The sequence below is a fragment of the Kitasatospora sp. NBC_00458 genome (assembly GCF_036013975.1).
GTDB lineage: Bacteria > Actinomycetota > Actinomycetes > Streptomycetales > Streptomycetaceae > Kitasatospora.
The window spans coordinates 2,274,866-2,299,506 of record NZ_CP107904.1; the positions used below are offsets into that span (position 1 = coordinate 2,274,866).

Consider the following 24,641-nt stretch of genomic DNA (forward strand, 5'->3'; position numbering starts at 1 on the left):
GGCGGCGGCAGGCCGACGGACCGCCCCCGTGCCGCGCACGGGGGCACACCCGCCGACGGCCCGCCGCGCCGGTGCCCGTCACGCGACCGGCGCCGGCTCCGGGGCCTCCTCCGTGTCCGCGACCTCCAGGCCGTAGGCGACCACGGCCTGACGCAGTCCGCCCGGGTACCCGGCGAGGGCGGGGGTGAAGTCCCAGTCCCCCGCCTCGTCACGGTCGAAGCGGCCGAGGCGCATCGCGATGTTGGACTCCGCACCGTCGGCGAGGTGGACGACGGCCGCGTCCTGGTCGGCGCCCGCTTCGAGGATCAGCGCCGGGCCGGCGAACCCGGCCATCGTCGCCCCCGGGTGGTTCTCGGTGTCGGCGGCGGCGATGACGACGAGCCGGTCCGCCTCCGCGGGCAGCGCCTCGAAGTCGACCATCAGACAGGCGTTGGCGTCGTCGTAGCCGGTGACGAGCCGGACCGAACCGTCCGGCGTGGCGGTGTTGTTGTAGAAGACGAGGTGGTCGTCGGAGAGCGCGCGGTTGCCCTGGCAGACGAGCGCGGCGATGTCGTACTCCTCCTCCCCGGTCCAGTGCAGCAGGAGGCGGGAGGGCTCGGCGGCCACCTCGATCGCGGGGGCGCCGTCGGCCGACTCGTCCGCGGCGGCGGCGCTCGCGTAGGCGGGCGCGAACATCTCGTGGAAGCCGTGGTGCTTGAGCAGGCCGACCAGCTCCGAGCCGTTGATCAGCGTGATCGGCTTGCCGGAGACGAACTGGTGCGAGCTGGGGCCGAACTTGCTGGTGGTGACCAGCACGGCCTTGGTGGCCGCGCGGTCGTGCTGGAGCGTGCCGTAGAGGTCCCGCACGACCGACGGCGTCACCGTGTCCCGGTAGCGCTTGACCTGCACGATCACGTTCCCGCCGCGGAACGGGTCGCTGTCGATGCCGCGGACGTCCACCCCGCCGTCCTTGGACCGGGCGGTCAGCTCGACCTTCATGCCCATCGACTCCATCAGCCGGGCTATCAGCCGCTCGAACTCGATCGGGTCCATCTCCAGCAGCAGCTGGAGTTCGCGCACCCGCCGTGCCATCCGGCCGCGGTTGGCGTTGGTGTCGTCACGGAGGTGCCGGAACAGCATCCGTTGCGCGCGGCGCTCTGCGGTGTCGGGGTTGCTGAGGCGGTGGAGCTTGCGGCTCCGGGACATAGGTACTCCCTCGAACGCACCCGACTGACGAGGCGTCAGGTACGTGTCAGAAATGGCGACTTCAGGACGGATTGTGTGCGTCCCCCGCTGGGTAGGTGAGTAGGTTACCGCCGCACACGGATCCTGTCGTCGGATCGGGACGGGCAATCCGCCCGAACGCCTCCGCGCGGCCCCGGCCCACCGCCAGACCGGTCGAATGAGCGCTGAGAGCGCGCCACCGGACCTGGCGCACTACTACCCGGGCTGGATCTGGGACGACGGCTCCGTGGGGCGGATGAAGAGCCTGCTGCTCTACTTCCACGGCTTCGCCCTGCTGCTGCCCGGCCACCACTTCGAGACGACGGTCGCCCGCGAGGAGCAGTTGGCCGGCCCGCTGCACGCCGCCGGGCTGCTGCACAACCTGGAGCCCGACACCTGGCTCGACGTGGAGAGCGCGCACGTCGTCCAGGAGTACGCCCAACGCGCCCGGCATTACGCGCGCAACGAGCAAGCTCCGCGCGCCCCGCAGACCGGACCACAGGTCCTGGGCGGCGACGGCGGCTCGATCAGCAACCACCACTTCGGCCCCGTCGAGGTGAGGGCCGCACGCGTGGACGAACTCCTGCAGACCGGCGCGGTGACCCGGCGACGCCCGGACCCCCTGCGCCGGGCCCGCCGGGCATGGGGCCGCCCGCTGGCGTCGCTGGCCCTCGCCGGTGCGGGCGCCGCCTGGACCCTGCACCAGGCCGATCCCGTGGGGGCGCTCCTCGCCCTCTCGGGAGCGGCGGCCTCCCTGACTCCCCCGGCCAGGGAGCGCACCCCCTTCACCTACCTCCTCGAAGCGCGCCGCCTGGGGTGAACGGGACCGGCGGCTGAACAGGACCGGACGCGGGGATCCCCCCGCCCCTCGGGTGACTCGGAGCGATGGGCACTCGACGCCGCCCCGACCCACCGGGCAGGCCCTACGCTCTCCGGCATGGCGACGAACAGCGGTGAGCTTCTCGTGGTGACCACAACCCACGACGAGGAGGCGAAGGCCCGGGCGCTGGCGGCGGACGTGGTGGGGGCACGGCTCGCGGCCTGCGCGCAGGTGTACCCGATCCGGTCCGTGTACTGGTGGGACGGCGAGGTCCAGGACGCGGCGGAGTGGCGGATCGACCTCAAGACGCGCGCCGAACTCGCCCCCGAACTGGTGGAGTTCATCGGCGAACGGCACGAGTACGACACACCCGAGGTCGTCGCCGTGCCGGTGGTGGCGGGCAGCGCCGCGTACCTGGAGTGGGTGCGGACGGAGACGGCGGGGCGGTGAGAGGAGCGCAGGAAGTCGACGGGATCGACTTCCTGCGCGGGGAGCGAGCCGGGTTCGGGGGGCGCGGCTGCGGTGGCCGCGGCGGGTGGGGCGAGGAGCGGTGGAGCGTCCTCGTCCCGCTGCGCCGTCAGAACCAGTGCAGGCAGTGCGGCGGCTGCTCCGTGCGGAAGAGGGTGTCGGCGACCGCGGCCGCGCCGGGGCGGTGGGCCCGGATGCGGCCGGCGCGGACGAGGGTGCTCGGGGTGGTGCCGCCGAGGTAGACCGAGCCCAGGTCGCTCACGTCGAGGCCGAGGTCCGGCTCCCGGTCCGTCTCGACGCACTCCGCCCTGCCGTCCCGGACGGTCAGCAGGTACCGGTTCCGCTCACCGAGGAAGGCGTCGTCGACGTCGAGCACCAGCTCCCCGTCCGCGTACCACTCCCGTGCGGCCAGGGCGCGCGGGACGTCCAGCAGCCGCACCCAGAGCCAGTCGTCCTCGGCGCCCGTCTGGCCGGCGCGGATGTCCGCCAGCTGCCAGCGCAGCGGGTGCCAGGCCGGGACGTGCTTGAACACGACCTGGCCGATCAGGTCGTGGCCGAGCACCGTCCGGGCCAGCGCCGTGAACACGTGGTCGTCGAGGGCGATGACCTCGTCCACCGTCAGGATGCTGCTCCCGTTCACCCGGTCGGGGTCGCCGAGCGCGTAACTGGCGTAGCCGTCCGGGGTGCCGCCGGCGTCGCGGTGCAGGACGACGTAGCGCGGCGCCGGGGAGATCGGGGCCTGTCCGGCCCGCAGGGCCCACCAGCGGTGCGGGCGGGAGAGCGCCCCGGGCTGGGTGCGGCGGTAGCGGTCGTAGAGGTCCTCCAGGATCTCCCGGCAGTCGTCGCTCCGCAGCAGTTCGACGGAGCCGGTGTCCTCGCCACCGGCCTTCGGGGTCGCGAGGGCGGCCCGGTGGCGCGGTACGGTCAGCCGGTTGGTGTACGTCGCCGGTCCGTAGCCGAACCGGCGGTAGATCACGGCCTCCGAGGCCAGCAGCACCGAGAGGAACTCGCCCCGCCCGCGGATGTCGGAGAGCTGGCGCCGCATCATCGCGGTGAGCGCGCCGCGCCGCCGGTGCGAGGGTGCGACTCCGACGCCGGTGACGCCGGAGACCGGGACGACGGCGCCCCCGGGCAGGGTCAGTTCGAAGGAGTACGCGGCGGCGGTGCCGACGGGCCGGCCCTCGTCCGTCACTGCGAACAGGCCGCGGTCCGGCTCGAACGCCGACCACCAGGCCCCGCCGCCGTCCTCGGTGGTGGTGCCGGGGAACAGCCCGAACGCCGAGTGCATCGTGGCGATGAACACCTCACGGTCCTGCTCGGTCGTGGCACGGATCTCCATCGGTTCTGCGGCCTCCCCTGGTCGTCCGCGCCACCTCCCGTGGCGCCGCCACAGTCCAGCCGCGCCACCCTCCCAGGTCAAGCGAATTACACCTCCGGGCCCCCTCCCCTCCCCTGGTCCCAGGGACCCGGGCGGCCCAGGGCGGTGGGGGGGCCGATGCCCTGCCCCGATGCCGCGGGCAGCCTGCTCGCCTGCCACGTCGTCCCCCTGCCTGGAACTCGTGGCCGTCCGCCGGGTCGCCCCACCACCGGGGAGTCCCGAATGCCCGCGGTCCCCTCCTCTGCTCGGAGGTGCGGCGCGTCCGGCGCGGCGTCCGTCCCCGCCCTCCCGTGTGCACACCCGGCCGCCGTGGGGAAGGGCCCAGCAAGGAACGAGGCGCCCCCGCCGGGTCAGGCGCGCCGGAGGACCGGGCGGGCGGGCAGGCCCAGCAGCGCGCCGAGGGCGAGGCCGAGCAGCGCCGCGAGGGCGTCGCGGGTGTCGCAGGGGTGGCCGAGGGCGGGGACGGCGTACTGCACGGCTTCCAGCCCGGCGGGCAGGAGGCCCGCTCCGAGGAGGAGGGCGGCGGCACGGCCGCGGGAGCCGGTGAGGGCGGCGGCGAGGCCGATCGGGGCGAAGAGCAGGGGGCCGAGCCACTCCGCCGGCGGACGCGGGCCGCTCACGCCGAGGGTGCAGTGGCGGACGGCACCGGACCAGGAGAGCGCCTGCCAGAACGGCCGGGGGTGGTCGGGCAGCAGGGTCAGGGTCGCCACTCCGCCGAGGGCGAGCAGCAGGACGAAGCCGACCGCCCAGTGGGTGCGCAGCAGGCGCCCGACCGGGCGGTTCAGCAGGGCGGCCGGCACCAGGGAGGCGAACAGTCCGGGCCAGAACATCGGCAGCCCGTCCAACACACTTTTGATCACTTCCGCACGGACGCCGTCACCGGCCGCCCGGTTCTGCCCGGGATCGAGTTCGCATCCGACCGATCCCCTACCTGACGAGCCGTTAGACTCGGCCGACGTGTTCGAGGAGGGGGATCCACCGATGAAGCACCGTCCGTTCGTGGCCGGGGCGGCCGCCGTAGCCGTAGCCGTAGCACTGCTCGCCACCGCCTGCCGGTCGAACGTCGGGACCGGTCCGCGGGAGGCGCCGGAGCAGCCCGCGGCCCACGCGCCCTCCGCGATGCCGGCGGCACCCGGGGCCGAGGACGGCGCGGCGGCCTTCGCCCGGTACGTCGAAGGGCACGGGACGGCGGAGCAGCGGGCGGCCGTCCTGGGCCATGTCACCCGGCTGAACCGCTCCGTGCCGCAGGACGACCACGTCAACACCTATCTGGCCACCGACCACCCGGAGGCGGTGGACTCCCGGACCCGGGCCATCGTCCGCGCCTACCTGGACTGGGCCGGGCCGGGCGACCCGGCCCGGATGCTCGTCCTCTACAACGCCTCCGGCGCCGTCATGGGCGCGGTCCGCGTCGCCGACTGGCGCTGATCCCACCGCTCTTCAGGCCACCCGCTCGCCGCTCGGGTCGCGGCGGTCCGCCCCGCCGCCCGCCATGGCGTCGCGGACGCCCCGCGAGAGGCGTTCGGCTATCGCCGCGACCACGGTGCGCGGGCGGCGCGGGGCCAGGTGGGCGCTGACCTTGTTCGCGAGGCCGGGGACGGCGTAGGAGCGGTCGGCGTCGAACGCCCGCAGCGCCGCCCGGACGACCGGCTCGGGGGTCGCGAAGCCGCCCGTGACGGCGGCCTTCCTCGTCCCGATGACGTTGAAGAACTCGGTCTCCACCGGCCCGGGGCAGAAGGCGAGGACGCGGATGCCGCGCCGCCGGTACTCCTGGCGGAGCGCGAGGCTGAAGTTGAGCACGAAGGTCTTGGACGCGCCGTAGACGGCGAAGTAGGGCGTCGGCTGGAAGCCCGCCGTGGAGGCCACGTTGATCACCCCGCCGCGGCCGCGGGCGAGCATGCCGGGCAGCAGTTCGTGGGTGAGGTCGACGAGCGAGACGACGTTGACCATCAGCTGGTCGTGGTCGCGCCGCCCGTCGATCGTCTCGAACGGGCCGCAGGTGCCGAATCCGGCGTTGTTGACCAGCAGGTCCACGGCCAGCCCCCGGTCGGCGAGTTCGGCGCCGACGCGGCGGCCGGCGTCCGGCTCGGAGAGGTCCTGGACGAGGACGTGGGCGGTGACGCCGTGGGCCTCGCCGAGGCGCTCGGCGAGGTCGTGCAGGCGGTCGGCGGAGCGGGCGACGAGGACGAGGTCGTGGCCGCGCGCGGCGAGCTGGGCGGCGAACTCCGCACCGAGGCCGGAGGACGCGCCGGTGATCAAAGCGGTGGTGCGCACAGTGGTGCTCCTTCTCCCGTGGACCGTGCGGAGCCGGGTACGGCGCTCCGCTATCTGTGACACCACAGTATCGAATGGAGGCAGATCTGCAACACTGATGTGTCAGTTATTTGCGAAGCGACTCCCCCGCTGTACCGTTTCGGGGTACGACCGAGCTGGAGGCAACAGATGAGCAAGACGGCTGGCCGCCCCCTGCGCGCCGACGCGGAGCGCAGCGTCCGCGCGATCCTGGCCGCCGCGGAGCGCGTCCTGGCCGAGAACCCCGGCGCGTCCATGGAGCAGATCGCGGAGGCCGCCGGGGTCACCCGGACCACCGTCCACCGGCGGTTCGCCAACCGGCAGGCGCTCGTGGACGCACTGGCCACCGAGGCGGCGGCGAAGCTCGCGGAGGCCATCGAGGACGGGCACCCCGAGACCGCGCCGCCGCTCGTCGCGCTGCACCGCGCCACCGCCAACGTGCTCCGGGTCAAGGGCGCCTGGGGCTTCGCCCTCGGGCCCGCGGCCGCCGAGAGCGAGCAGGCCGTCCGGACGCACCGGGAGATCGCGCGCCGCTGCACCGAACTGCTCGGCCGGCTCCGGTCCCAGGGCGTGATCGCCCCGGACGCCGACCTGGAGTGGGTCCGCCGCGTCTTCTACGCCCTCATCGGCGAAGTCCTGCACGGCGAGACGCTGCACGGCGCGCACGCCGCCGACCCGGCCGCCGTCCCGGCCCCCGACGCGGCCGCCGACCCCGAGGCGCTCGCGGCCAGGATCGTCGACACCCTCCTCCACGGCGTCGGCCCGCGCACCCGCCACTGACCCCGGGGCGCACGCCACTGACCCCGGGGCGCACGCCGCCGAACTCCCGTCAGTGGCAGGCCTGCTGCGCCTGCTCGGCCCGCACCGTCTCCACCAACCGGGCCGCTGCGCGCTTCTGGGCGTCCAGGGCCGAGGCGTCGGGCCGCGGGGGATAGATGCTCAGATCCAGCATCACATTGACCAGGGCCACCCGGGTCGGATCCCCCTCGCAGAAGTCCATCACCGCGGCGCCGCCCGGATCCGCCACGACACCGCGCCCGGCCAGTTCACCGACGGGAGTCTCGTCGGGCGAACCGGTGGCATCGGCCGACTCGCCCATCACCCGGACAGTGACGGCCTCCTCGCCGTCCACCTTGATCACACAGGTCCGCAGAACGCCCTCGCCTTCGCCTTCGCCTTCGCCGACCGGCTTCTCCCGCCGTTCCTCGGTGCCCGCACGACCCTTCGGCAACAGGGTGTCGAGCGGGGTCCCGGCCTCCCGCTTCAGCCCGCAGAGCGTCTGCTTCACCACCGGCCCGTCGTCGGCACCGACCAGGACCACGCCGCCGGCCACCGCCGCGACCAGGGCGAGGGCACCGCCGACCAGCGCCCAGCGAGGGGCCGTCGGACGACGCCTCCCGCCGTCCGCCGACTCGACCACGCCGACCGGCCCGCTCGCATCCACCGGCCCGCTCGCGTCCACCGCGTCGGCGGACCGCGCTATCGACCCGGCCTGCTCGGCAACCGGTTCACGCTCCATGGGGGCACTCCCTCTCGCGCCGGGAACCCGCCCGCGCACCAGCCTTGATCAACAGTGAGGCGCAGGCTACCGGACCGGCCCGGCGCCCCGGGAAGCACTTTCGGACCGGCTCGACCCCGGAGCCGGGCGCCCAACTGCCAGTTGTCGCATGATAATCATCTATCTCCCTCTATCGAGGGAACTATCGCCCTTGTCCACATTTTCTCGGCCAGGCGGGGGAACATCAGCACGTCCGCGCCCGAACCATCCCCCGGTCGGGCGGCAGCACCCCGGCCCCTGGATCAGCCCGTGACTACCTCCGCCCCCGTGTGGGACTGCCCCTTCAACCACACCGACGGCCTGGAGTTCGACCCCCTCCTCAAGCGCCTGCTCACCGAGGAGCCGATCGCCAGGATCCGTCTCCCGCACGGCGAGGGCGAGGCCTGGCTGGCCACCCGCTACGAGGACGTCCGCGTCGTCACCACCGACCGGCGGTTCAGCCGGGCCGCCGGCATCGGCCGCGACCTGCCCCGGATGACGCCCGCCCCGATCGCCCAGGTCGAGTCGATCAACCTGATGGACCCGCCGGCCCACAACCGGCTCCGCCGCCTGGTCGCGCAGGGCTTCACCAACCGCCAGGTCGAGCGGATGCGTTCCCACACCCAGGGCGTCGTCGACGGCTACCTGGACGGCATGGAGGAGCACGGGGCCCCCGCCGACCTCGTCCACCACCTCTCCAGCCGGCTCCCGCTCACCACCATCTGCGAGCTGCTGGAGATCCCGGAGCAGGACCGCGCCGAACTCCGCGGCCACGCCGTCGCGATGATGTCGATGGGGCCCGGCAGCGGCGCCGGCCAGGTCGACGCCAAGGCCGCCCTGCGCGACTACTTCGCCGAACTCACCGCGGCCCGCCGGCGCTCGCCCGGCGAGGACCTGATCAGCGCGCTCGCCACCGCCCGGGACGGCGCCGAACTGCTGGACGACGACGAACTCGCCGTCATGGCCATGGTCCTGCTGGTCACCGGCCACGACACCAGCACCTACCAGCTCTCCAACATCACCTACACCCTGCTGACCCACCCCGAGCAGCTCGCCAAGCTGCGCGCCCAGCCGGAGCTGCTGCCGCGCGCCCTGGAGGAGCTGCTCCGCTTCATCCCGTTCCGGCAGGGCGTCGGCATCGCCCGGGTCGCCACCGAGGACGTCGAGCTGGGCGGCGTGCTGATCCGCGCCGGCGAGCCGGTGCACGTCTCCTACCTGGCCGCCAACCGGGACCCGGCGATGTTCGAGCGGCCCGACGAGCTGGACCTCGACCGCGGCAGCGCCAACCACATGACCTTCGGCTACGGCACCCACCACTGCCTCGGCGCCCACCTGGCCCGGATGGAGCTCCAGGTCGCCATCGGCACCCTGCTGCGGCGCTTCCCCGGGCTGCGGCTCGCCGTCCCGCCCGCCGAGCTGGACTGGCGGACCGGCTCGATCTGGCGCTACCCGCAGACCCTCCCGGTCGCCTGGTGACCATCCCCCCGCCGCCCCGTCCCCGGCAGTCGCGCCGGCCGCCCCCGCCGCGGCACTAGCTTCCCCCGCCGCCGCCCCCGGCCGCCGACCCGGCGGCACCGCGCCGGCCCGCCCGCGCGGCGGTGCCCGTCAGACGCATCCGCGGGCCACCGCCCGCGCCAATCCACCGCCCCGCCCGGGCCACCAGGGGAGTCCACCCATGGCAACACTCTGCCGACCCGCCATCGCCGTGCCCGAGCACGTCATCACCCTCGACGAGACCCTCGACCTGGCCCGCACCCTGCACGCCGACCACCCACAACTCGGCCTCGCCCTGCGGCTGATCGAGAACACCGGGGTGCGGACCCGGCACCTCGTCCAGCCCATCGAGAAGACCCTGGACCACCCGGGCTTCACCGTGCGCAACACCGTCTACGAGCGCGAGGCCAAGCGCCGCGTCCCCGAGGTGGTCGAGCGCGCGCTCGGCCACGCCGAGCTCGCGGCCCGGGACATCGACCTGATCCTCTACGTCTCCTGCACCGGCTTCATGATGCCCTCGCTGACGGCATGGCTGATCAACACCATGGGCTTCCGCTCCGACACCCGGCAACTGCCGATCGCCCAGCTCGGCTGCGCGGCCGGCGGCGCCGCCGTCAACCGGGCGCACGACTTCTGCCGCGCCTACCCCGGCGCCAACGTGCTGATCGTGGCCTGCGAGTTCTGCTCGCTCTGCTACCAGCCCACCGACATCGGCGTCGGCTCGCTGCTCTCCAACGGCCTGTTCGGCGACGCGATCGCGGCCGCCGTGCTGCGCGGGCGCGGCGGCGCCGGCATCCACCTGGAGCGGAACGGCTCGCACCTCGTCCCCGACACCGAGGACTGGATCTCCTACGGGGTCAAGGACACCGGCTTCCACTTCCAGCTCGACAAGCGCGTCCCCGGCACCATGGAGATGCTCGCCCCCGCCCTGCGGGCGCTCGCCACCGACCACGCCTGGGACATCTCCGGCCTCGGCTTCTACATCGTCCACGCCGGCGGCCCGCGCATCCTCGACGACCTCTGCCACTTCCTCAACCTGGAGCCGGCCGCCTTCCGGTTCTCCCGCGCGACGCTCACCGAGCGCGGCAACATCGCCAGCGCCGTCGTCTTCGACGCACTGGCCCGGCTGTTCGAGGAGGGCGAGGTCACCGAGGGCACCCAGGGGCTGATCGCGGGCTTCGGCCCCGGCATCACCGCCGAGATCTCGCTGGGCAGTTGGGTCGGCGCGCCGCTGGAGGCCGTGGTCCCGCGCCGGCCCCGGGCGATCGACGCCGCGGAGCTGACGCTGGCTCACCCGACGGCCCCCCTGCTGCGCCCGGCCGGGACTACGATCACCGAATGACCGATACCACGGACCGCAAGGGCGCCACTTCCAGAGCCGACCGGACCGCCCGGATCCCCCGGACCGCCTCGGGGGACCGGACCGCCGCGCCGGGCGCCGACACCGACCCGGCCACCACGGCCACCGGGACGGCGGGGGCCGCCGACCGGACCGCCGAGCTGGCCGCCCTCTTCCCCGCGCTGCACGCGCCGCAGTACTGGACCTGGGGCCGCTACGACGCGCAGTTCTCCACGGTGCTGCCGCCGGACGAACTGGTCACCAACATCCACCTGGTGGGCTTCACCGACGACGGCCGGGTGGTGCTCTGCCGCGACGAGCGCGACCACTGGTTCCTGCCCGGCGGCACCCGCGAGGACCGCGAGTCCGTCGAGTCCTGCCTGGTCCGCGAGCTGCGCGAGGAGGCCGGCGCCCGACTGCTCGGCGAGCCGGTCTGGCTGGGGGCGCACCACTGCGTGACCGAGGACGCCGAGCCGTACCGGCCGTGGCAGCCGCACCCCGAGAAGGCCTGGCTCTGGGGCTGGGCGGAGATCGTGGTCGACTCCGAGCCGACCAACCCGGACGACGGCGAGCAGGTGGTCGAGGTCCGGGCGGTGGAGCCGGCCGAGGCGCAGCGGCTGCTGCTGGACGGCCACGACGCCTGGTGGGGCGAGCTCATCGGCCTGGCGATGGAGCTGCGGGAGCGCCCTTCCGGACGCTGAGCACGCGCCGACCGGGGCCCGCTACCCGTCCGCCCGGCCGCGGGGATATTCCCGCAGGACTCGAAGATCACCGGAATGGCTCAGCAGCGGACCGTGATGTCCGATATGCGGTGGTATGACTCAAGAGAACTCGGGTCCGCACCGACGGGAGCGTCATGGACAACTACCCGCTGCTCAACATCTTCTGGACGATGCTGGAGCTGTTCCTCTGGATCCTCTGGTTCTTCCTGCTGTTCAAGATCATCACGGACATCTTCCGCAGCCACGACATCGGCGGCTGGGCCAAGGCCGGCTGGCTGATCCTGGTGATCCTGGTGCCACTGATCGGCGTGCTCATCTACGTCATCGCCCGCGGGAAGAGCATGGGCGAACGCGACGTCGCCCAGGCCAAGCAGTCCGAGGCCGCGTTCAAGAGCTACATCCGGGAGGCCGCCGCGGACGGCACGCCCGCGGGCGAGGGTCCGCCCGGCGGCCGCAGCCACGTCGACGACCTGGCCAAACTGGCCGAGCTGAAGTCCAGCGGGGCCATCTCGGACGAGGAGTACCGGAAGGCCAAGGAGAAGATCCTGGCGTGAGCGGGCGGGGTCCTGGCGGGCCTGTGCGCCGGCCGGTGCGCGGGCCCGTCCGAGCACGCCGACGGCCCCGAGTGCGCCGACGGCCCCGGGCCGACGGGCGGGGAGGACCCGCCCGGTCGGCCCGGGGCCGTCCGGGTCTCAGCGCCGCCCGGAACGCCGGTCGCCGGACCCCCGGCCCTGCTGGTCACCGCCGGTCAGCCCGGCCCGGCGCAGCGCGTCCGCCATGGCGCTGTTGCCCGCCGGGGCCGGAGCGCCGGAGGTGCCGCCCGACCCGCGCCGGTCCTGGCGCGGCGGCCGGCCGCCGCCCGCCTGCCGCTGGCGGCCGCCCTGCTCGCCCGGACCGCGGCGCTCACCGCCGCGCTCGCCACCGCGGTCGCCACCGCGGTCCCCGCCACCGCGTCCGACCTCGTCGTCCAGCCGCAGCGTGAGCCCGATCCGCTTGCGCGGCACGTCCACCGTGGTGACCCGGACGGTCACGATGTCGCCCGGCTTGACCACCTCGCGCGGGTCCTTGACGAAGTTCCGCGACAGCGCCGACACGTGCACCAGCCCGTCCTGGTGGACGCCCACGTCCACGAAGGCGCCGAACGCGGCGACGTTGGTCACCACGCCCTCCAGCACCATGCCGACCTCCAGGTCGCCGATCTTGTCGACGCCCTCCTTGAAGGTCGCGGTGCGGAACGCCGGACGCGGGTCGCGGCCCGGCTTGTCCAGCTCGCCCAGGATGTCGGTGACGGTCGGGATGCCGAAGGTGTCGTCGGCGAAGTCGCCCGGCCGCAGCGCCCGCAGCCGGGTGCCGTTGCCGATCAGCTCGCGCAGCTCCCCGCCGGTCGCGGCGAGGATCCGCCGCACCACCGGGTACGCCTCGGGGTGGACGCTGGAGGCGTCCAGCGGGTCGTCGCCGTCCGGGATCCGCAGGAAGCCCGCACACTGCTCGAAGGCCTTCGGCCCGAGCCTGGCCACGTCCTTGAGCGACCTGCGGGTGCGGAACGGCCCGTTGGCGTCACGGTGCGCCACGATGTTGTCGGCGAGCGTGCCGGTGATGCCCGACACCCGCGTGAGCAGCGGCGCGGAGGCGGTGTTGACGTCCACCCCGACCGCGTTCACGCAGTCCTCGACCACCGCGTCCAGCGAGCGGGAGAGCTTCACCTCGCTGAGGTCGTGCTGGTACTGGCCGACGCCGATCGACTTGGGGTCGATCTTGACCAGCTCGGCCAGCGGGTCCTGGAGCCGGCGGGCGATCGAGACCGCGCCGCGGATCGACACGTCCAGCTCGGGCAGCTCCTGCGAGGCGAACGCGGAGGCCGAGTAGACCGAGGCGCCGGCCTCGCTGACCATCGCCTTGGTGAGCCCCAGCTCCGGGTGGCGCTTGAGGAGGTCCTCGGCGAGCTTGTCCGTCTCGCGGGAGGCGGTGCCGTTGCCGATCGCGACCAGGTCGACGGAGTGCTTCTTCGCCAGCGCCGCCAGGGTGGCCAGCGCGGCGTCCCACTTGTTGGCCGGCTGGTGCGGGTAGATCGTGTCGTACGCGAGCACCTTGCCGGTGGCGTCCACGACCGCCACCTTCACCCCGGTCCGGAAGCCCGGGTCCAGGCCCATGGTGGCGCGGGTGCCCGCCGGGGCGGCGAGCAGCAGGTCGCGCAGGTTGGCGGCGAAGACGCGCACCGCCTCGTCCTCGGCCTCCTGGCGCAGCCGGCCGCGCAGGTCGATGCCGAGCCGGACCAGGATGCGGGTGCGCCAGGCCCAGCGGACGGTGTCGCCGAGCCACTTGTCGGCCGGGCGGCCGTGGTCGGCGATCCCGAACCGGGCGGCGATCCGCTGCTCGTAGTCGCCGGCGCCGGGCAGGTCGCCGGTCTCCTCGCCGTCGTACGGGGAGAGGTCGAGGTCCAGCACCTCCTCCTTCTCGCCGCGCAGCATCGCCAGGATGCGGTGCGAGGGGAGCCGGGTGTAGGGCTCGGAGAAGTCGAAGTAGTCGGCGAACTTGGCGCCCTCCTGCTCCTTGCCCTCGCGGACGGTGGCGACCATCCGGCCGCGCGTCCACATCCGCTCGCGCAGCGAACCGACCAGGTCGGCGTCCTCACCGAACCGCTCGACCAGGATCGCCCGGGCACCCTCCAGCGCGGCGGACGCGTCGGCGACGGCCTCGTTGAGGAACTGCGGGGCGAGCGCCGCCGGGTCCTGCGAGGGGTCGGCGAGCAGCGTGTCCGCGAGCGGCTCCAGCCCGGCCTCGCGGGCGATCTGCGCCTTGGTGCGCCGCTTCGGCTTGAACGGCAGGTAGATGTCCTCCAGCCGCGCCTTGGAGTCGGCGGCGAGGACCTGCGCGCGGAGCGCGTCGTCCAGCTTGCCCTGCGCGTCGATCGACTCCAGGACGGCGGTGCGGCGCTCCTCCAGTTCGCGGAGGTACCGGAGCCGCTCCTCCAGCGTGCGCAGCTGCGCGTCGTCCAGCGAGCCGGTGGCCTCCTTGCGGTAGCGGGCCACGAACGGGACCGTCGCACCGCCGTCCAGCAGGTCGACCGCCGCCTTCACCTGCCCGTCGCGGACGCCCAGTTCCTCGGCGATCTTCCGCTCGATCGCCTGCTGGGCCTGTCGGGCCGCCTGTTCGACTGGCGTGGTCACGAAGCCGGTCACCTTCTTCAGAGTTGCTGTCCGTACCCCCGCATTCTGGCAGCTGCCGACGACACCCCGGTCGGCCCCCGCCAACCCGGGCGTGGCGCGCGGACGGCGGGGCCGGCGGGGAGGCCCGCGGGGGACGGGCGTCGGACCGGGCGGCGGACCGGCGGACGGGCGGGATCAGTGCCCGTCGTCGACCGTGCGGTCGGGGCGCCCGCTCTCGGAGATCAGGATCAGGTGGCTCTCCGTCCCGGTCACCACCCGCAGCCGGTCCGCCGACTCCCAGGAGACCTCGCGCAGGGAGTTCCAGTCGCCGTCGACGAAGGCGACGTGCCACCGGCGGGTGGTCAGCCCCGATCCCTCGTCGACGGAGACGTACCAGAACGGGTCGATCATCGCGCGCCCCTCCTCGACCACCAGCCGGCGGTCGGGGCGTCCGGGCGCCGGCTCGCTGCGGATCTCCGCCGGAGCGTCCTCGGCCATGATCCAGACCGGCACGGAGAGCAGCAGCAGGCAGCCCGCGAGGCCGGCGAGGACGGTCCGGACCCACACGTTCCACCGCAGCAGCACCATCGCGACGAGGAACAGCACCAGCGCCGAGGTCATGAAACCCAGCCCGTGGTCCAGGAGGTCGCGAAGCACCACCAGCCCGCCGGAACGGTGGTTGACCCGGCCGGCGGCGGCGGCTCCGACCAGTACCGCCGCACCTCCGAGCGCCCCCCACGAAACCCAACGCCCCCATGAAGTCTTCACGATCCCACCCTAGTGTTCGAAAAGGGCGCGATCACCGGTCGGACCAGGCGTACAGTGCCGGGCATGTGCGCAGCCGCCCGGACGCCCGACCGCATGCACGACGACGAACCCGACATCGACACCGGCCTGGTCCGACGGTTGATCGCCGCTCAGTTCCCGCAGTGGAAGGGGCTTCCGCTGCAACGGGTCGCCCTCACCGGGACGGACAACGCGATGTTCCGGCTCGGCACGGAGCTCGCCGTCCGCCTCCCGAGAGCCGGGTGGGCCGCCGACGGCGTCACGCGCGAGCAGTCCTGGCTGCCCCGGCTCGCCCCCCGCCTCCCGGTCCCCGTCCCCGAACCGCTCGGCCACGGCCGCCCCACCTCCGGCTACCTCTGGAACTGGTCGGTGCTGCGCTGGCTGGACGGTGCCAACCCGACCGTCGGGTCGATCGCCGAACCCGTCCGACTCGCCCAGGAACTGGCGGGGTTCATCACCGCGCTGCGCAGCGTCGAGCCCGCCCCGGACGCCCCGGCGGCCTCCCGGGGGACACCGCTCGCGACCCGCGACGCCGCCACCCGGGCGGCCATCGGCCGGCTCCGTGGGATGATCGACACGGATGCCGCAACCGCCTTATGGGACAAGGCCCTTCGCATCCCGGAGCGGTCCGGCCCGGCCGGCTGGATCCACGGCGACCTGTCCCCCGGCAACCTCCTGGTCAACGGCCACCGCCTGTCCGCCGTCCTCGACTTCGGCCTGATGGGGGTCGGCGATCCGACCGTCGACCTGATCGCCGCCTGGACCCTCCTCCCCGGCAGCGCCCGGCCCGCCTTCCGCACGGCGCTCGCCGCCGACGACGAGGCCTGGGAACGCGGCCGCGCCCGGGCCCTGTCCATCGCGCTCGTCCAACTGCCCTACTACCGCACCACGAACCCGCCCCTGGCGGCCAACGCCCGCCACGTCATCCGGGAGGTGCTGGCGGACCGCAGCGTGTGAGCCGCGTCCGCCCGCCCGCGCGGAACCACCCGCGACGCGCACCCGCTCGCGCCGCACCGCACCGCACCGCCCGCAAGGTGCCGCCCACGACGCACCGCCCGGCACGCCCGGGCGGCCTCGCGCTACATGATCCGGGTCGGCTCCGCAGCCCCCGGCGGGAGCGGCCGGCGAGCGGCCTCCGACTGCCAGGACCCGGCCAGTTCGGCGGGGAAGCGGCGGCCGCTGCGGGTCAGCACCAGGCCCGGCGCGAGTTCGACCTCGTCGCCCGGCCGGAACGGGTGGTCGCTCCCGGGCCGCAACCGCGCCCAGGGGCCCAGCCTCCCGTGCCGGCCGGCCGCGCGGATCCGGCTGCCGTAGGTGCTGGTGTCCCGCACCACCACCGAGCCGCCGCGCACCGACACCACCACATGCCGGCGGCTCACCCGGGCGGCGAGCACCGGCGGGAGCAGCGCGTGCAGCGCGATGCCGTCGGCCTCTCCGGGGGCCCGCCCGACCGTCGTCCGCGAGCCCTCGTCGAGCGTGTACCGGGCCACGCACTCGGCGTCGACGACCACCTTCACCTGCGCGGTGCCCGGCCGGACGCCGTCGTCGAGCAGCGGGGTGCCGTGCAGTTCGCAGGTCGGCACGCCCCGGCGCATCCGCGGGAGCATCACCCGGCCCCCGCTGCGGACGCTGTAGAGGGTGCAGCGCCGCTCGGGGCAGCGCCAGGCCCGGCCGACGACCTCGACCAGCGGCTTGCGGGCCGGGGTGAGCAGCCCCTGCTTCTTCAGCGCGGACAGCTCCATCTTCTTCGAGATCTCCGCGCCCGTCCGGTGGCCCATGTCGAGCGGCACCAGCCGCACCGTGCCCTTCCGGGCCGGCTCGGGCTTCAGGAACTGCCAGGTGTTGCCCTGGATCCAGGGGTGTTCGAGGCGGAAGTCGTCGTAGTGGTCGCCGGTGACGACCTGGATGCCGGTCATGCCGGCGATCTCCAGGACGCGTTCGTCGGCGTCCGGCACCTCCTCCACCAGGCCGGCGGCGACCCACCGCCGCAGCGTCCGGACGTCCGCCTGCTCGGTGAACTCCTTCCGGCCGCCCAGCAGGCTGCGGTCCGCGACCAGGTAGACGGAGACGTCCCGGTCCCCGGTGAGCCGGACCAGGGCCTGGATCACCAGGTGCAGCCGGTGCAGCGAGCGCGGGGCGGGGCCGCCGAGGCCGGTCTGGCAGGCGATGTTCGACAGTTCGACCAGGTAGTCGGCGCGATCGGCCGAGGTCGCGAGGTTGCGCTCCAAGGGACCTCCGTGGTCGCCGTGGTCACGGTGCTCCGCCGACGGGGCTGATGATCCGTCAGACCCACTCCGTCATGTCCATCATGGCGCACCGGCCACCTCCGACGGGAGACCCGGGGAGCGGCCGGAGGGCGGACGGGGAGCGCCCGGGCAGCGCCCGGCGGATCACCCTGGCGCCGGCGGGCCGCAGCCACCGGGGTGACCACGGCCACGGCGGGTGGCCGCGGCTTCGGCGGGCGGCCCCGGGCGGCCGCAGGCGGGCGGCGGTCCGCTCGGAGGGTCGCGCCTCAGCCCCGGCCGAGGGCCGCGCGGGCTTCGTCGATCGACTCCTGGACGGCCTTGGCGCCCGCCCCGGCGGCCAGGTCGGCGGCCTCGTCGAGCAGCGCGAGCCCGTCGGCGGGGCGGCCCTCGGCACCGGCCAGGTAGGCGAGGCCGACGAGGTTGGCGGCGACCCCGGCCGGGAGGGCGAGTTCGCGACGGAGACCGGTCGACTCCTCCAACAGGGCACGGGCCTCGCCGAGTTCGCCGGCCATGTGGGCGGCTATGCCGAGGTGGCGGAGCGCGTAGGAGAGGGTGCGGCGGTCCCCTGCGGCGGTCGCGAGCTCCCGGGACCGGTGCAGGGCGGGCAGCGCGGCCTCGCCGTCGCCCCGGACCACCTGGTGGTAGACGCCGGTCCAGAACCAGGCCTCGCCCTCGCCGCGCCGGTCGCCGAGGGACCGGTAGAGCTCCGACGCCCGCCGGAAGTGGGCGAGTTCGCCCTCGTCGGCGGTGCGCCGCCGGAGGAAGCGGGCGTGCAGCACCTTCCCGCGGGCGAGTTCGAGGTCGGCCTCGACCCCGTCCAGCGCGAGGTCCGCCTCCGGGAGGACGTCCTCCTCCCCGCCGAACGTCGCACGGTCGCAGAGCTCTTGGGCATGATCGATTCGCTCGTCCATACGGGCCAGCGTAAGCGCCAGGCCCACCGGGGCGGGGCCTGCCCCGGCACCCGCCCGGCCCGGCCCGGGCGCTGCCCCGGCGGCAACCGCTCCTCAGTGATCGACCGTCACCACGATCTTGCCGACCTGGGCGCCCGCCTCCATGTAGCGGTGGGCCTCGGCGATCTCCGCCAGGGGGAAGACCCGGTCGACCTCGGGCTGGAAGGCGCCGCTGCGCAGGCCTGAGGCGACGAAGGCCTCGGCTCGGCGGAGGCCCTCCGGGTCCCGCGTGGTCTCGTCGAGGGTGTAGCTGCGCATCGCCCTGCCGCGCATGTGCGTCATCGACGGGAACGGGGTGTCCCGACCGCTCAGCGCGCCGTAGACGAAGAGCGTCCCGCCCCGGGCGAGGCCCTTGGCCAGCTCCACCACGCCCGGGCCGGCCACGGCGTCGAACACGAACTCCGCGCCCCGGCCGTCCGTCAGCTCCAGGACGCGCTCCGCGACGTCCTCCTCCTCCGTGACGATCACCGCGGCCGCGCCCGCCTCCAGCAGCGCGTCGCGCTTCGCCGCCGTCCGGGTGGTGGCGACGGGCACCGCGCCCAGGCGGTTGGCGATCCGGATGGTCGCCAGGCCGACGCTGCTGGACGCGGCCGTGATCACCACCGTGTCACCGGCCCGCATGCCGCCCACCTCCACCAGCGCGCCGTACGCGGTCACGTAGGGCATCCAGACCGCCGCACCGCCGATCGCGTCCAGCCCCTCCGGCCGGTGCAGGACGACGTCGGCCGGGACGACCGCCCGCTCCGCGTAGACGCCGTAGTCGTTCATCGAGAAGCCGGGCACCACGCTCACCGCGTCCCCCGCCGTGAACCCGGTCACGCCCTCCCCGACCACCTCGACCACGCCCGCCGCCTCGACGCCCAGCCGGCCCGGGAACTCCCGGACGTCCTCGATGTAGTCGCCGCTGCGGAACAGCACCTCGGCCCGGTTCACCCCGATCGCGTCGACGCGGATCAGCAGCTCGCCGGCGCCCGGCCCGGTGAGCGGCACCTCCTCCAGCCGCAGTACCTCCGGCCCGCCCAGCTCGTGAAAGCGCACAGTCCTGACCATCGCTCAACTCCCTTTCCCCATAGGTGGCGACGGCCCTCAGCCAAACGCAAAGTACGGCGACTGTCAAACTTCGACGATCGTCGTACTTTGACCCCTGCCATACTTCGGTGACCCGTCGTACGACGACCCGCGGGAGGTCCACCACCGATGGCACGAGAAGCACGGCGCGGCACCGCCCGGGACCGCGTCCCGCCCCACCCCGACATCCGGACGGTCACGCTCCAGCAGGTGCTGGAGGCGCTCGTCGACCCGGTCCGGCGGCACATCGTCCGCGAGCTGCACGCCGCGGGCGAGGACCTCGCCTGCGGGGTGATCGAACTCCCGGTCGGCAAGTCGACGGCCACCCACCACTTCCACGTCCTGCGCGAGGCCGGGCTCATCCGCCAGCACTACGCCGGGACTTCGCGCCTGAACGCACTGCGCCGCGAGGAGCTCGACGAGGCCTTCCCCGGCCTGCTGCACGCGATCGTCACGGCGCCCGAGGCGCGGTGAACCCCGGGGCCCGGTGAGCCCCGCGACGAGCGGGGACGGCGGGCGGGGTGGTGGGCGGGGACGGCGGCGGGCCCCTGCGCCGGGCGGGCCCGGCGGTGGCGGCGGACGCGGTCCGAAACCGCGTTCGAGGCACCCGGTAGGGTGCGAACATGACACGCCATATCGCATTCGAAGGCCCGATCAACTTCCGCGACCTGGGCGGATATCCGACCGCCGACGGCCGCTCGGTCCGCTGGGGGCGGCTCTACCGGTCCGCCTCGCTCGCGACGCTCACCTCCCCCGCCGACCTCGACCGGTTCCGGGCGCTGGACATCGGGACCGTGATCGACCTGCGCTACCCGTGGGAGATCGACCGCCGCGGGCGGGTGCCGGAGCTGGACGGGGTGGCGTACCACAACCTCTCGATCGAGCACCGCCCGTACGACCAGGCCGAGATCGACCCGGACGTCGACCCGTGGCGGTACCTGGCGGACCGTTTCGCCGAGGTCGCGGAGGACGGCGCGGCGGAGATCCGGGAGGTGCTGGAGGTGATCGCCGCCGCCGACCGGCCGGTGGTGTTCCACTGCGCCTCCGGCAAGGACCGCACCGGACTGATAGGCGCGCTGGTGCTGACCCTGCTCGGGGTCGGCGAGGACGACGTCGCCGCGGACTTCGCGCTCACCGAGCTGGTCACCGCCCGGCTGGTGGCCGACTGGCGGGCCGGCAACCCGGGGCGCGCACTGCGCTGGCCGGCGTTCGGACGCGCACCGGAGGCGGTGATCCGGCACGCGCTCGCCGATCTGACCGCCGCCCACGGATCGGTTCACGCCTATGCCACCGGCAAGGTCCGGCTCGGCGGGGCGTCGATCGACGCGCTGCGCGCCCGGCTGCTCACCGACTAGTCGCCCGATGGCGACAACCGGCCAGAAGATTACTGGAATGACCATCGCATAGAAGAAGACTGCATCAGCTGAACGTTCAAAAGATGGCAAGGCGGATCGATATTCACCGAACCAGCGTCATCACAGGAATGTTCCGGTGAATATCGATCACGCCCTTGCCAAACTCCCATCCTTCGGCCTCGCACGTTTGAATGGCCGAAAAAAATAGTGCTGGCCACCTGTTCGTGCACGCTAAGGTCATTTCCGCGGCGGCTCGGCCGATCGGGTGACCGTGACCGTTCCGGCCGAACCTCCGCTCGCTTCTTTTTGCCTGCATGACGCCGCCGGCACGGCGGTGTCACCGAAAAGATCGGACGGACCATGCACGCGAAGAACCGCACGCTCCTGCGCGGCGTTCTGGTGACCGCCGTACTGCTCGGATTCACCGCGGCCACGCCGGCCCTCGCGGAGGGCTCCTGGACATCGCACATCAGCAAGTGGGGGCCCGGCTCGGAGTCCCGCCGCTGGGCTGACAGCGACCGCGACGACACCGTCACCACCGTCGCCCTCCAGGGCTGCAACACCGACACCAACGACTTCAGGAACGCCGACCTCGCGCTCTTCAAGGACGTGTTCGGCCCGGACAAGTCCTACGGCTACCGGCTCAACCACTGCAACACCTCGGCCTGGGGCGACCAGAGCGCCGGTGACTACTACTTCGCCCTGGAGGGCGTGCGCGGCGGCGGACAGCTCTGGGTGGACACCGTGAGCACCAGGTACTGAACCACCGGGATCCGGACTCCCGCCGCCGGACTCCCGCCGGGCTCCCGCCACCGGCCGGCGCACCGGATTCCCTGCGCCGGATCCCCCGAACTCCCCCGACTCCCCGAGCCCCCGCACCGACCCCGCCCGACCCCGCCGACGTGCCTGCGCACCGAGGCGTGCCGACGGACGCCCCCGTCCGCCGACACCCGCGGAACGACGGCCCCACTCCCCCGAGCGAAATGCGTCGACCCCGCCATGGCCCTTGAATTCCACCGCATCGCGTTCCAGCACGACCGCAGGGCGAACCTCTTCGCCGGCCTCGACCTGAGGATCGAGAACCCGGCCACCGTCCTGCTCGGCCCCAACGGCGCGGGGAAGTCCACCCTGCTCGCCCTCGCCGCCTCCCAACTGGACCCGGACCGCGGGTCCGTCACCTGGCACGGCGTCAACCCGGCCTCCGGCGGCGGCGACCGGGCCGCCTACCGGCGCGCGGTGGCCTGGCTGCCCCAGCAGGTCACCCCGGTCCCGGGGCTCAACGTCCGCGAACAGGTCGCGTACTGCGGCTGGTTGAAGGGCATGTCGCGGGCCGCCGCGTGGCAGGCCTCGGCCGGCGCACTCGCCCGGGTCGGGCTGGACCGGCTCGCCGACCGGGCCGGCCACCAGCTCTCCGGCGGCCAGCTCCGCCGGCTGGGCATCGCCGGCTGCCTGGCCCACCACAGCGAGCTGATCCTGATGGACGAGCCCACGGCCGGACTCGACCCGGCCCAGCGGACGGTGTTCCGGTCACTGGTCGAGGAGTTGACCGAGGACGTGAGCGTGGTCGTCTCCACCCACCAGACCGAGGACCTCGCCGGGACCTACCGGCACGTGGTGGTGCTGGACGCGGGCCGGGTCCGGTTCCAGGGCAGCACCGCGGACTTCCATGCGCTCGCGGACGGCGCGGCCGCCGGGGCCCCGGACCCCGGCGGCCCGGCCCGCGGCGGTACCGGCGCCCCGGCCGGACCCGCGGCACCCGGCACCGGCGTACGCGGCCCCGGCACCCCGAGCGCCGAGGCCGCGTACGCCCGCCTGATCGAACGGGAGACGTGACATGCTGCTGCGCACCGTCCTGCGGGTCTCGGCCGGCACCCGCGTGCTGCCGTTCCTGCTCGGCTTCGTGCTGGTCGCGCTCGGCGACGACCTGACCGCCTGGGTCACCCCGGCCTACGGGCTCGCCGCCGCCGGACACGCCAGCCTCGCGCTGCCGTTCGCCGGCGCCGCCTGTGCGGCCGCCGGGGCCTGGGAGGGCGGACGGCTGCACCGCGGCCGGGTCTTCGACCGCTCCCCGGTCCGGTCCCCGCTGACCGTCACCGCGCCGGTGCTCCTGCCCGTCGCGGTGATGGGCGGGCTGGGCATGGCGGCCGCGCTCGCGACCACCGCGGTGGCGGGCGGCACGGCGGCCGGGGTGCCGCAGCCCGGCGTGCTCGCCGTCTGGGCCGGGCTCCTGCTCGCCGACACCCTGGTCGGCTCGGTCGTCGGACGGGTCCTGGCACCGGTGGTCGCCGTCCCGCTCGCCCTGGTCAGCTGCTTCGTCCTGAACGCCTACCCCGCCTCCTTCGACACGTACTGGCCGCGGCACCTGGTCGGCGGCGGGCTCGCCGACTGCTGCTCGGTGGACCAGGTCCTGGACGGTCGCGCGGTGGCGGCTCCGCTGGTGTTCTCGGCCGCGGTCTGCGCGGCCGCGGCCCTGGTGATCCGGCAGCGGGGCGCGCCGCTCGCCCTCGCCGCCGCGCTGGCGGTGACGGCGGGCGGGACCGCCCTCGCCGCGCACACCGCCCGCGACCTCGGCCCGGAGCCGGTCCTCGAACGGTCCGCCGACGCCCTGGTCTGCGACCGCGAACGCCCGCGGGTCTGCCTCTGGCCCGAACTCGGCGCCGCCCGGTCGGCCCTGGTCCGCGCCGAGACCGGGCGGGTCGCCGACACCCTGGCCGGGCACGGGATCGCCGTTCCGGAGGTGTTCACCATGGCCGCCCGACCGGGGCCGGGCGAGGCCAAGCTGGGCGTCCCGACCGACGCCCGGGTCCAGGAGGTCGCGCCCGCCGTGGTCGGCGGCCTGCTCCCCCGGATCCCGGACTGCGCCAGGCGCGGCGAACCGTACCCGGCGGGTGCGGCGGCGGGCACGGCCGCCGCCTGGCTCACCGCTCGGGCGGTCCCCGACGGGCGCACGGTGCCGCCGTCCGTCGGCGGCCGCTTCGGCGAGGCGGACGCCGCCCGTGCGGAACAGCTGCTCCGGTTGCCGGCGGACGTCCAGCTCGACTGGTACCGGCGGACGGTGGAGTCGCTCGGACGGTGCGGCACGCCGCCTCCGGACGACACACCGCCTCCGGGCGGCGGGCCGGCCGGAGCGGCGGCCGGGACGGGAACCGCGGCGGGCGAACCGGCCGCCGTCGGGACGGCGGGCGGTGTCCGGTGATCTGGTGGTGCAAGGCCCGCGCGGTGCCGGCCGTCGCCCTCGCGCTCGCCGGGACGTTCGCCCTCGGCCTGCTGCTCGGGGACGGCGAACTGCCGGTGCCCGCGCTGCGCGGCCGGGCCGGACACTTCCTGGTCGCACACGTGGTCACCCTGCTCCCGGCAGTCGTCCTGCTGCACGGACTGGGCCGGGGAGACCTGCGGACGGAGGCGGTCGCCGGGCGGTTCCTGCGCGGTCTGGACGTCGCCCTCGCCCTCACCGTCGCGGCGGCGGGCACGGCGGCCGGGGTCCTCGCCCACGCGGCCGGAGAGGGCGGCCTCCCCGTCGTCCTCGCCCGCGACATCACCGGCTACCTGGGCCTGGCGCTGCTGCTCCACCCACTGGTCGGCCACCGACCGGCCGCCGCGGCGCTCGCCGTGGTCCCGCTGCTCTGCTCGGCGACCGGCTGGTGCCCGGACGGCCGCCCCGAGCCCTGGGCCTGGCCGCTCCACCCGGCCGGTTCGGCGTACGCGCTCGCCGGCGTCGCCCTCACCGTGCTCGCCGGTTCGGCCTGTGCACTGCTCCGCCGACGTCCGGCGGCCGGCCTGCGCATGTCGGCGGCCTGACCGACTCGCCGAGCCGTCCCCGTTCGAGTGACACGGCGG

At 74.4% G+C, this 24,641-nt stretch carries 25 protein-coding genes; 15 read left to right on the forward strand and 10 right to left on the reverse strand.

What is annotated here, in order from left to right; all coding sequences use genetic code 11:
* Positions 1 to 78 precede the first annotated feature (78 nt).
* Positions 79 to 1,185 (reverse strand): restriction endonuclease, encoded by a 1,107-nt coding sequence (locus OG550_RS08715; protein ID WP_327676104.1) that lies wholly within the window; start codon positions 1,183 to 1,185, stop codon positions 79 to 81.
* Between the two features lie 196 nt (positions 1,186 to 1,381).
* Here OG550_RS08715 and OG550_RS08720 point away from each other — a divergent pair, with 196 nt between their 5' ends.
* Positions 1,382 to 2,023 carry a hypothetical protein gene (locus tag OG550_RS08720; RefSeq protein ID WP_327676105.1) on the forward strand — a complete coding sequence of 214 codons (642 nt, stop codon included), beginning with the start codon at positions 1,382 to 1,384 and terminating at the stop codon, positions 2,021 to 2,023.
* Between the two features lie 117 nt (positions 2,024 to 2,140).
* Positions 2,141 to 2,473: a divalent-cation tolerance protein CutA gene (cutA, locus tag OG550_RS08725; protein WP_327676106.1), complete on the forward strand. Its 333-nt coding sequence runs from the start codon at positions 2,141 to 2,143 to the stop codon at positions 2,471 to 2,473.
* 127 nt (positions 2,474 to 2,600) lie between these two features.
* Here the strand turns inward: cutA and OG550_RS08730 are convergent, their stop codons facing one another.
* Together OG550_RS08730 and OG550_RS08735 are read right to left on the reverse strand one after the other, a co-directional pair.
* Complete coding sequence (locus OG550_RS08730) at positions 2,601 to 3,830, reverse strand: GNAT family N-acetyltransferase (protein WP_327676107.1); 1,230 nt, start codon at positions 3,828 to 3,830, stop codon at positions 2,601 to 2,603.
* A 389-nt stretch (positions 3,831 to 4,219) separates the two neighbouring features.
* Positions 4,220 to 4,714, reverse strand: coding sequence for a hypothetical protein (locus tag OG550_RS08735; protein WP_327676108.1), 495 nt, complete (start codon positions 4,712 to 4,714; stop codon positions 4,220 to 4,222).
* A 136-nt stretch (positions 4,715 to 4,850) separates the two neighbouring features.
* On the opposite strand from OG550_RS08735, the gene OG550_RS08740 reads away from it, so the two are divergent.
* The gene (locus OG550_RS08740) at positions 4,851 to 5,297 is read left to right on the forward strand and encodes a hypothetical protein (RefSeq protein ID WP_327676109.1); all 447 of its coding nucleotides are present in this window, start codon (positions 4,851 to 4,853) and stop codon (positions 5,295 to 5,297) included.
* Positions 5,298 to 5,309: 12 nt separating this feature from the next.
* On the opposite strand, the gene OG550_RS08745 is transcribed toward OG550_RS08740, so the two are convergent.
* Positions 5,310 to 6,143, reverse strand: coding sequence for an SDR family NAD(P)-dependent oxidoreductase (locus tag OG550_RS08745; RefSeq protein ID WP_327676110.1), 834 nt, complete (start codon positions 6,141 to 6,143; stop codon positions 5,310 to 5,312).
* Between the two features lie 168 nt (positions 6,144 to 6,311).
* On the opposite strand from OG550_RS08745, the gene OG550_RS08750 reads away from it, so the two are divergent.
* A complete protein-coding gene (locus tag OG550_RS08750) occupies positions 6,312 to 6,941 on the forward strand; it encodes a TetR/AcrR family transcriptional regulator (RefSeq protein ID WP_327676111.1) in 630 nt (209 codons plus the stop codon).
* A gap of 49 nt (positions 6,942 to 6,990) precedes the next feature.
* On the opposite strand, the gene OG550_RS08755 is transcribed toward OG550_RS08750, so the two are convergent.
* Positions 6,991 to 7,680 (reverse strand): hypothetical protein, encoded by a 690-nt coding sequence (locus OG550_RS08755; protein WP_327676112.1) that lies wholly within the window; start codon positions 7,678 to 7,680, stop codon positions 6,991 to 6,993.
* Positions 7,681 to 7,968: 288 nt separating this feature from the next.
* Here OG550_RS08755 and OG550_RS08760 point away from each other — a divergent pair, with 288 nt between their 5' ends.
* The 4 genes from OG550_RS08760 (at position 7,969) to OG550_RS08775 (ending at position 11,807) form a co-directional block, all read left to right on the forward strand.
* Positions 7,969 to 9,174: a cytochrome P450 gene (locus OG550_RS08760; protein ID WP_327676113.1), complete on the forward strand. Its 1,206-nt coding sequence runs from the start codon at positions 7,969 to 7,971 to the stop codon at positions 9,172 to 9,174.
* A gap of 199 nt (positions 9,175 to 9,373) precedes the next feature.
* Entirely contained in the window at positions 9,374 to 10,534 is a 1,161-nt protein-coding gene (locus tag OG550_RS08765; protein WP_327676114.1) for a type III polyketide synthase, read from the forward strand.
* Positions 10,531 to 11,232 carry an NUDIX hydrolase gene (locus OG550_RS08770; RefSeq protein WP_327676115.1) on the forward strand — a complete coding sequence of 234 codons (702 nt, stop codon included), beginning with the start codon at positions 10,531 to 10,533 and terminating at the stop codon, positions 11,230 to 11,232. Before OG550_RS08765 ends, OG550_RS08770 begins: the two co-directional genes overlap by 4 nt.
* Positions 11,233 to 11,387: 155 nt before the next feature.
* On the forward strand, positions 11,388 to 11,807 hold the full coding sequence (locus OG550_RS08775; protein WP_327676116.1) for an SHOCT domain-containing protein: 420 nt from the start codon (positions 11,388 to 11,390) through the stop codon (positions 11,805 to 11,807).
* 138 nt (positions 11,808 to 11,945) lie between these two features.
* On the opposite strand, the gene OG550_RS08780 is transcribed toward OG550_RS08775, so the two are convergent.
* Together OG550_RS08780 and OG550_RS08785 are read right to left on the reverse strand one after the other, a co-directional pair.
* Positions 11,946 to 14,420 (reverse strand): Tex family protein, encoded by a 2,475-nt coding sequence (locus tag OG550_RS08780; RefSeq protein WP_327676117.1) that lies wholly within the window; start codon positions 14,418 to 14,420, stop codon positions 11,946 to 11,948.
* Between the two features lie 174 nt (positions 14,421 to 14,594).
* On the reverse strand, positions 14,595 to 15,167 hold the full coding sequence (locus OG550_RS08785) for a hypothetical protein (RefSeq protein WP_327676118.1): 573 nt from the start codon (positions 15,165 to 15,167) through the stop codon (positions 14,595 to 14,597).
* Between the two features lie 63 nt (positions 15,168 to 15,230).
* On the opposite strand from OG550_RS08785, the gene OG550_RS08790 reads away from it, so the two are divergent.
* Positions 15,231 to 16,142, forward strand: a complete 912-nt coding sequence (locus tag OG550_RS08790) for an aminoglycoside phosphotransferase family protein (protein WP_327676119.1) — start codon at positions 15,231 to 15,233, stop codon at positions 16,140 to 16,142.
* A gap of 122 nt (positions 16,143 to 16,264) precedes the next feature.
* Here the strand turns inward: OG550_RS08790 and OG550_RS08795 are convergent, their stop codons facing one another.
* The 3 genes from OG550_RS08795 to OG550_RS08805 all read right to left on the reverse strand — a co-directional run bounded on the left by OG550_RS08795 (position 16,265) and on the right by OG550_RS08805 (position 19,431).
* Positions 16,265 to 17,413, reverse strand: a complete 1,149-nt coding sequence (locus OG550_RS08795; protein ID WP_327676120.1) for an FHA domain-containing protein — start codon at positions 17,411 to 17,413, stop codon at positions 16,265 to 16,267.
* Between the two features lie 284 nt (positions 17,414 to 17,697).
* Complete coding sequence (locus OG550_RS08800) at positions 17,698 to 18,342, reverse strand: tetratricopeptide repeat protein (protein WP_327676121.1); 645 nt, start codon at positions 18,340 to 18,342, stop codon at positions 17,698 to 17,700.
* 93 nt (positions 18,343 to 18,435) lie between these two features.
* Complete coding sequence (locus tag OG550_RS08805; RefSeq protein ID WP_327676122.1) at positions 18,436 to 19,431, reverse strand: zinc-dependent alcohol dehydrogenase family protein; 996 nt, start codon at positions 19,429 to 19,431, stop codon at positions 18,436 to 18,438.
* Positions 19,432 to 19,578: 147 nt separating this feature from the next.
* Here OG550_RS08805 and OG550_RS08810 point away from each other — a divergent pair, with 147 nt between their 5' ends.
* The 6 genes from OG550_RS08810 to OG550_RS08835 all read left to right on the forward strand — a co-directional run bounded on the left by OG550_RS08810 (position 19,579) and on the right by OG550_RS08835 (position 24,602).
* Positions 19,579 to 19,923 carry an ArsR/SmtB family transcription factor gene (locus OG550_RS08810; RefSeq protein ID WP_327676123.1) on the forward strand — a complete coding sequence of 115 codons (345 nt, stop codon included), beginning with the start codon at positions 19,579 to 19,581 and terminating at the stop codon, positions 19,921 to 19,923.
* A gap of 149 nt (positions 19,924 to 20,072) precedes the next feature.
* Positions 20,073 to 20,804 carry a tyrosine-protein phosphatase gene (locus OG550_RS08815; RefSeq protein ID WP_327676124.1) on the forward strand — a complete coding sequence of 244 codons (732 nt, stop codon included), beginning with the start codon at positions 20,073 to 20,075 and terminating at the stop codon, positions 20,802 to 20,804.
* A gap of 360 nt (positions 20,805 to 21,164) precedes the next feature.
* Positions 21,165 to 21,566, forward strand: a complete 402-nt coding sequence (locus tag OG550_RS08820) for a hypothetical protein (RefSeq protein ID WP_327676125.1) — start codon at positions 21,165 to 21,167, stop codon at positions 21,564 to 21,566.
* A 237-nt stretch (positions 21,567 to 21,803) separates the two neighbouring features.
* Positions 21,804 to 22,637, forward strand: a complete 834-nt coding sequence (locus OG550_RS08825; RefSeq protein ID WP_327676126.1) for an ATP-binding cassette domain-containing protein — start codon at positions 21,804 to 21,806, stop codon at positions 22,635 to 22,637.
* Position 22,638: 1 nt separating this feature from the next.
* Positions 22,639 to 24,000 (forward strand): DUF7224 domain-containing protein, encoded by a 1,362-nt coding sequence (locus tag OG550_RS08830; RefSeq protein ID WP_327676127.1) that lies wholly within the window; start codon positions 22,639 to 22,641, stop codon positions 23,998 to 24,000.
* The gene (locus OG550_RS08835) at positions 23,997 to 24,602 is read left to right on the forward strand and encodes a hypothetical protein (protein WP_327676128.1); all 606 of its coding nucleotides are present in this window, start codon (positions 23,997 to 23,999) and stop codon (positions 24,600 to 24,602) included. The genes OG550_RS08830 and OG550_RS08835 overlap by 4 nt, the downstream gene beginning before the upstream one ends.
* Positions 24,603 to 24,641 lie beyond the last annotated feature (39 nt).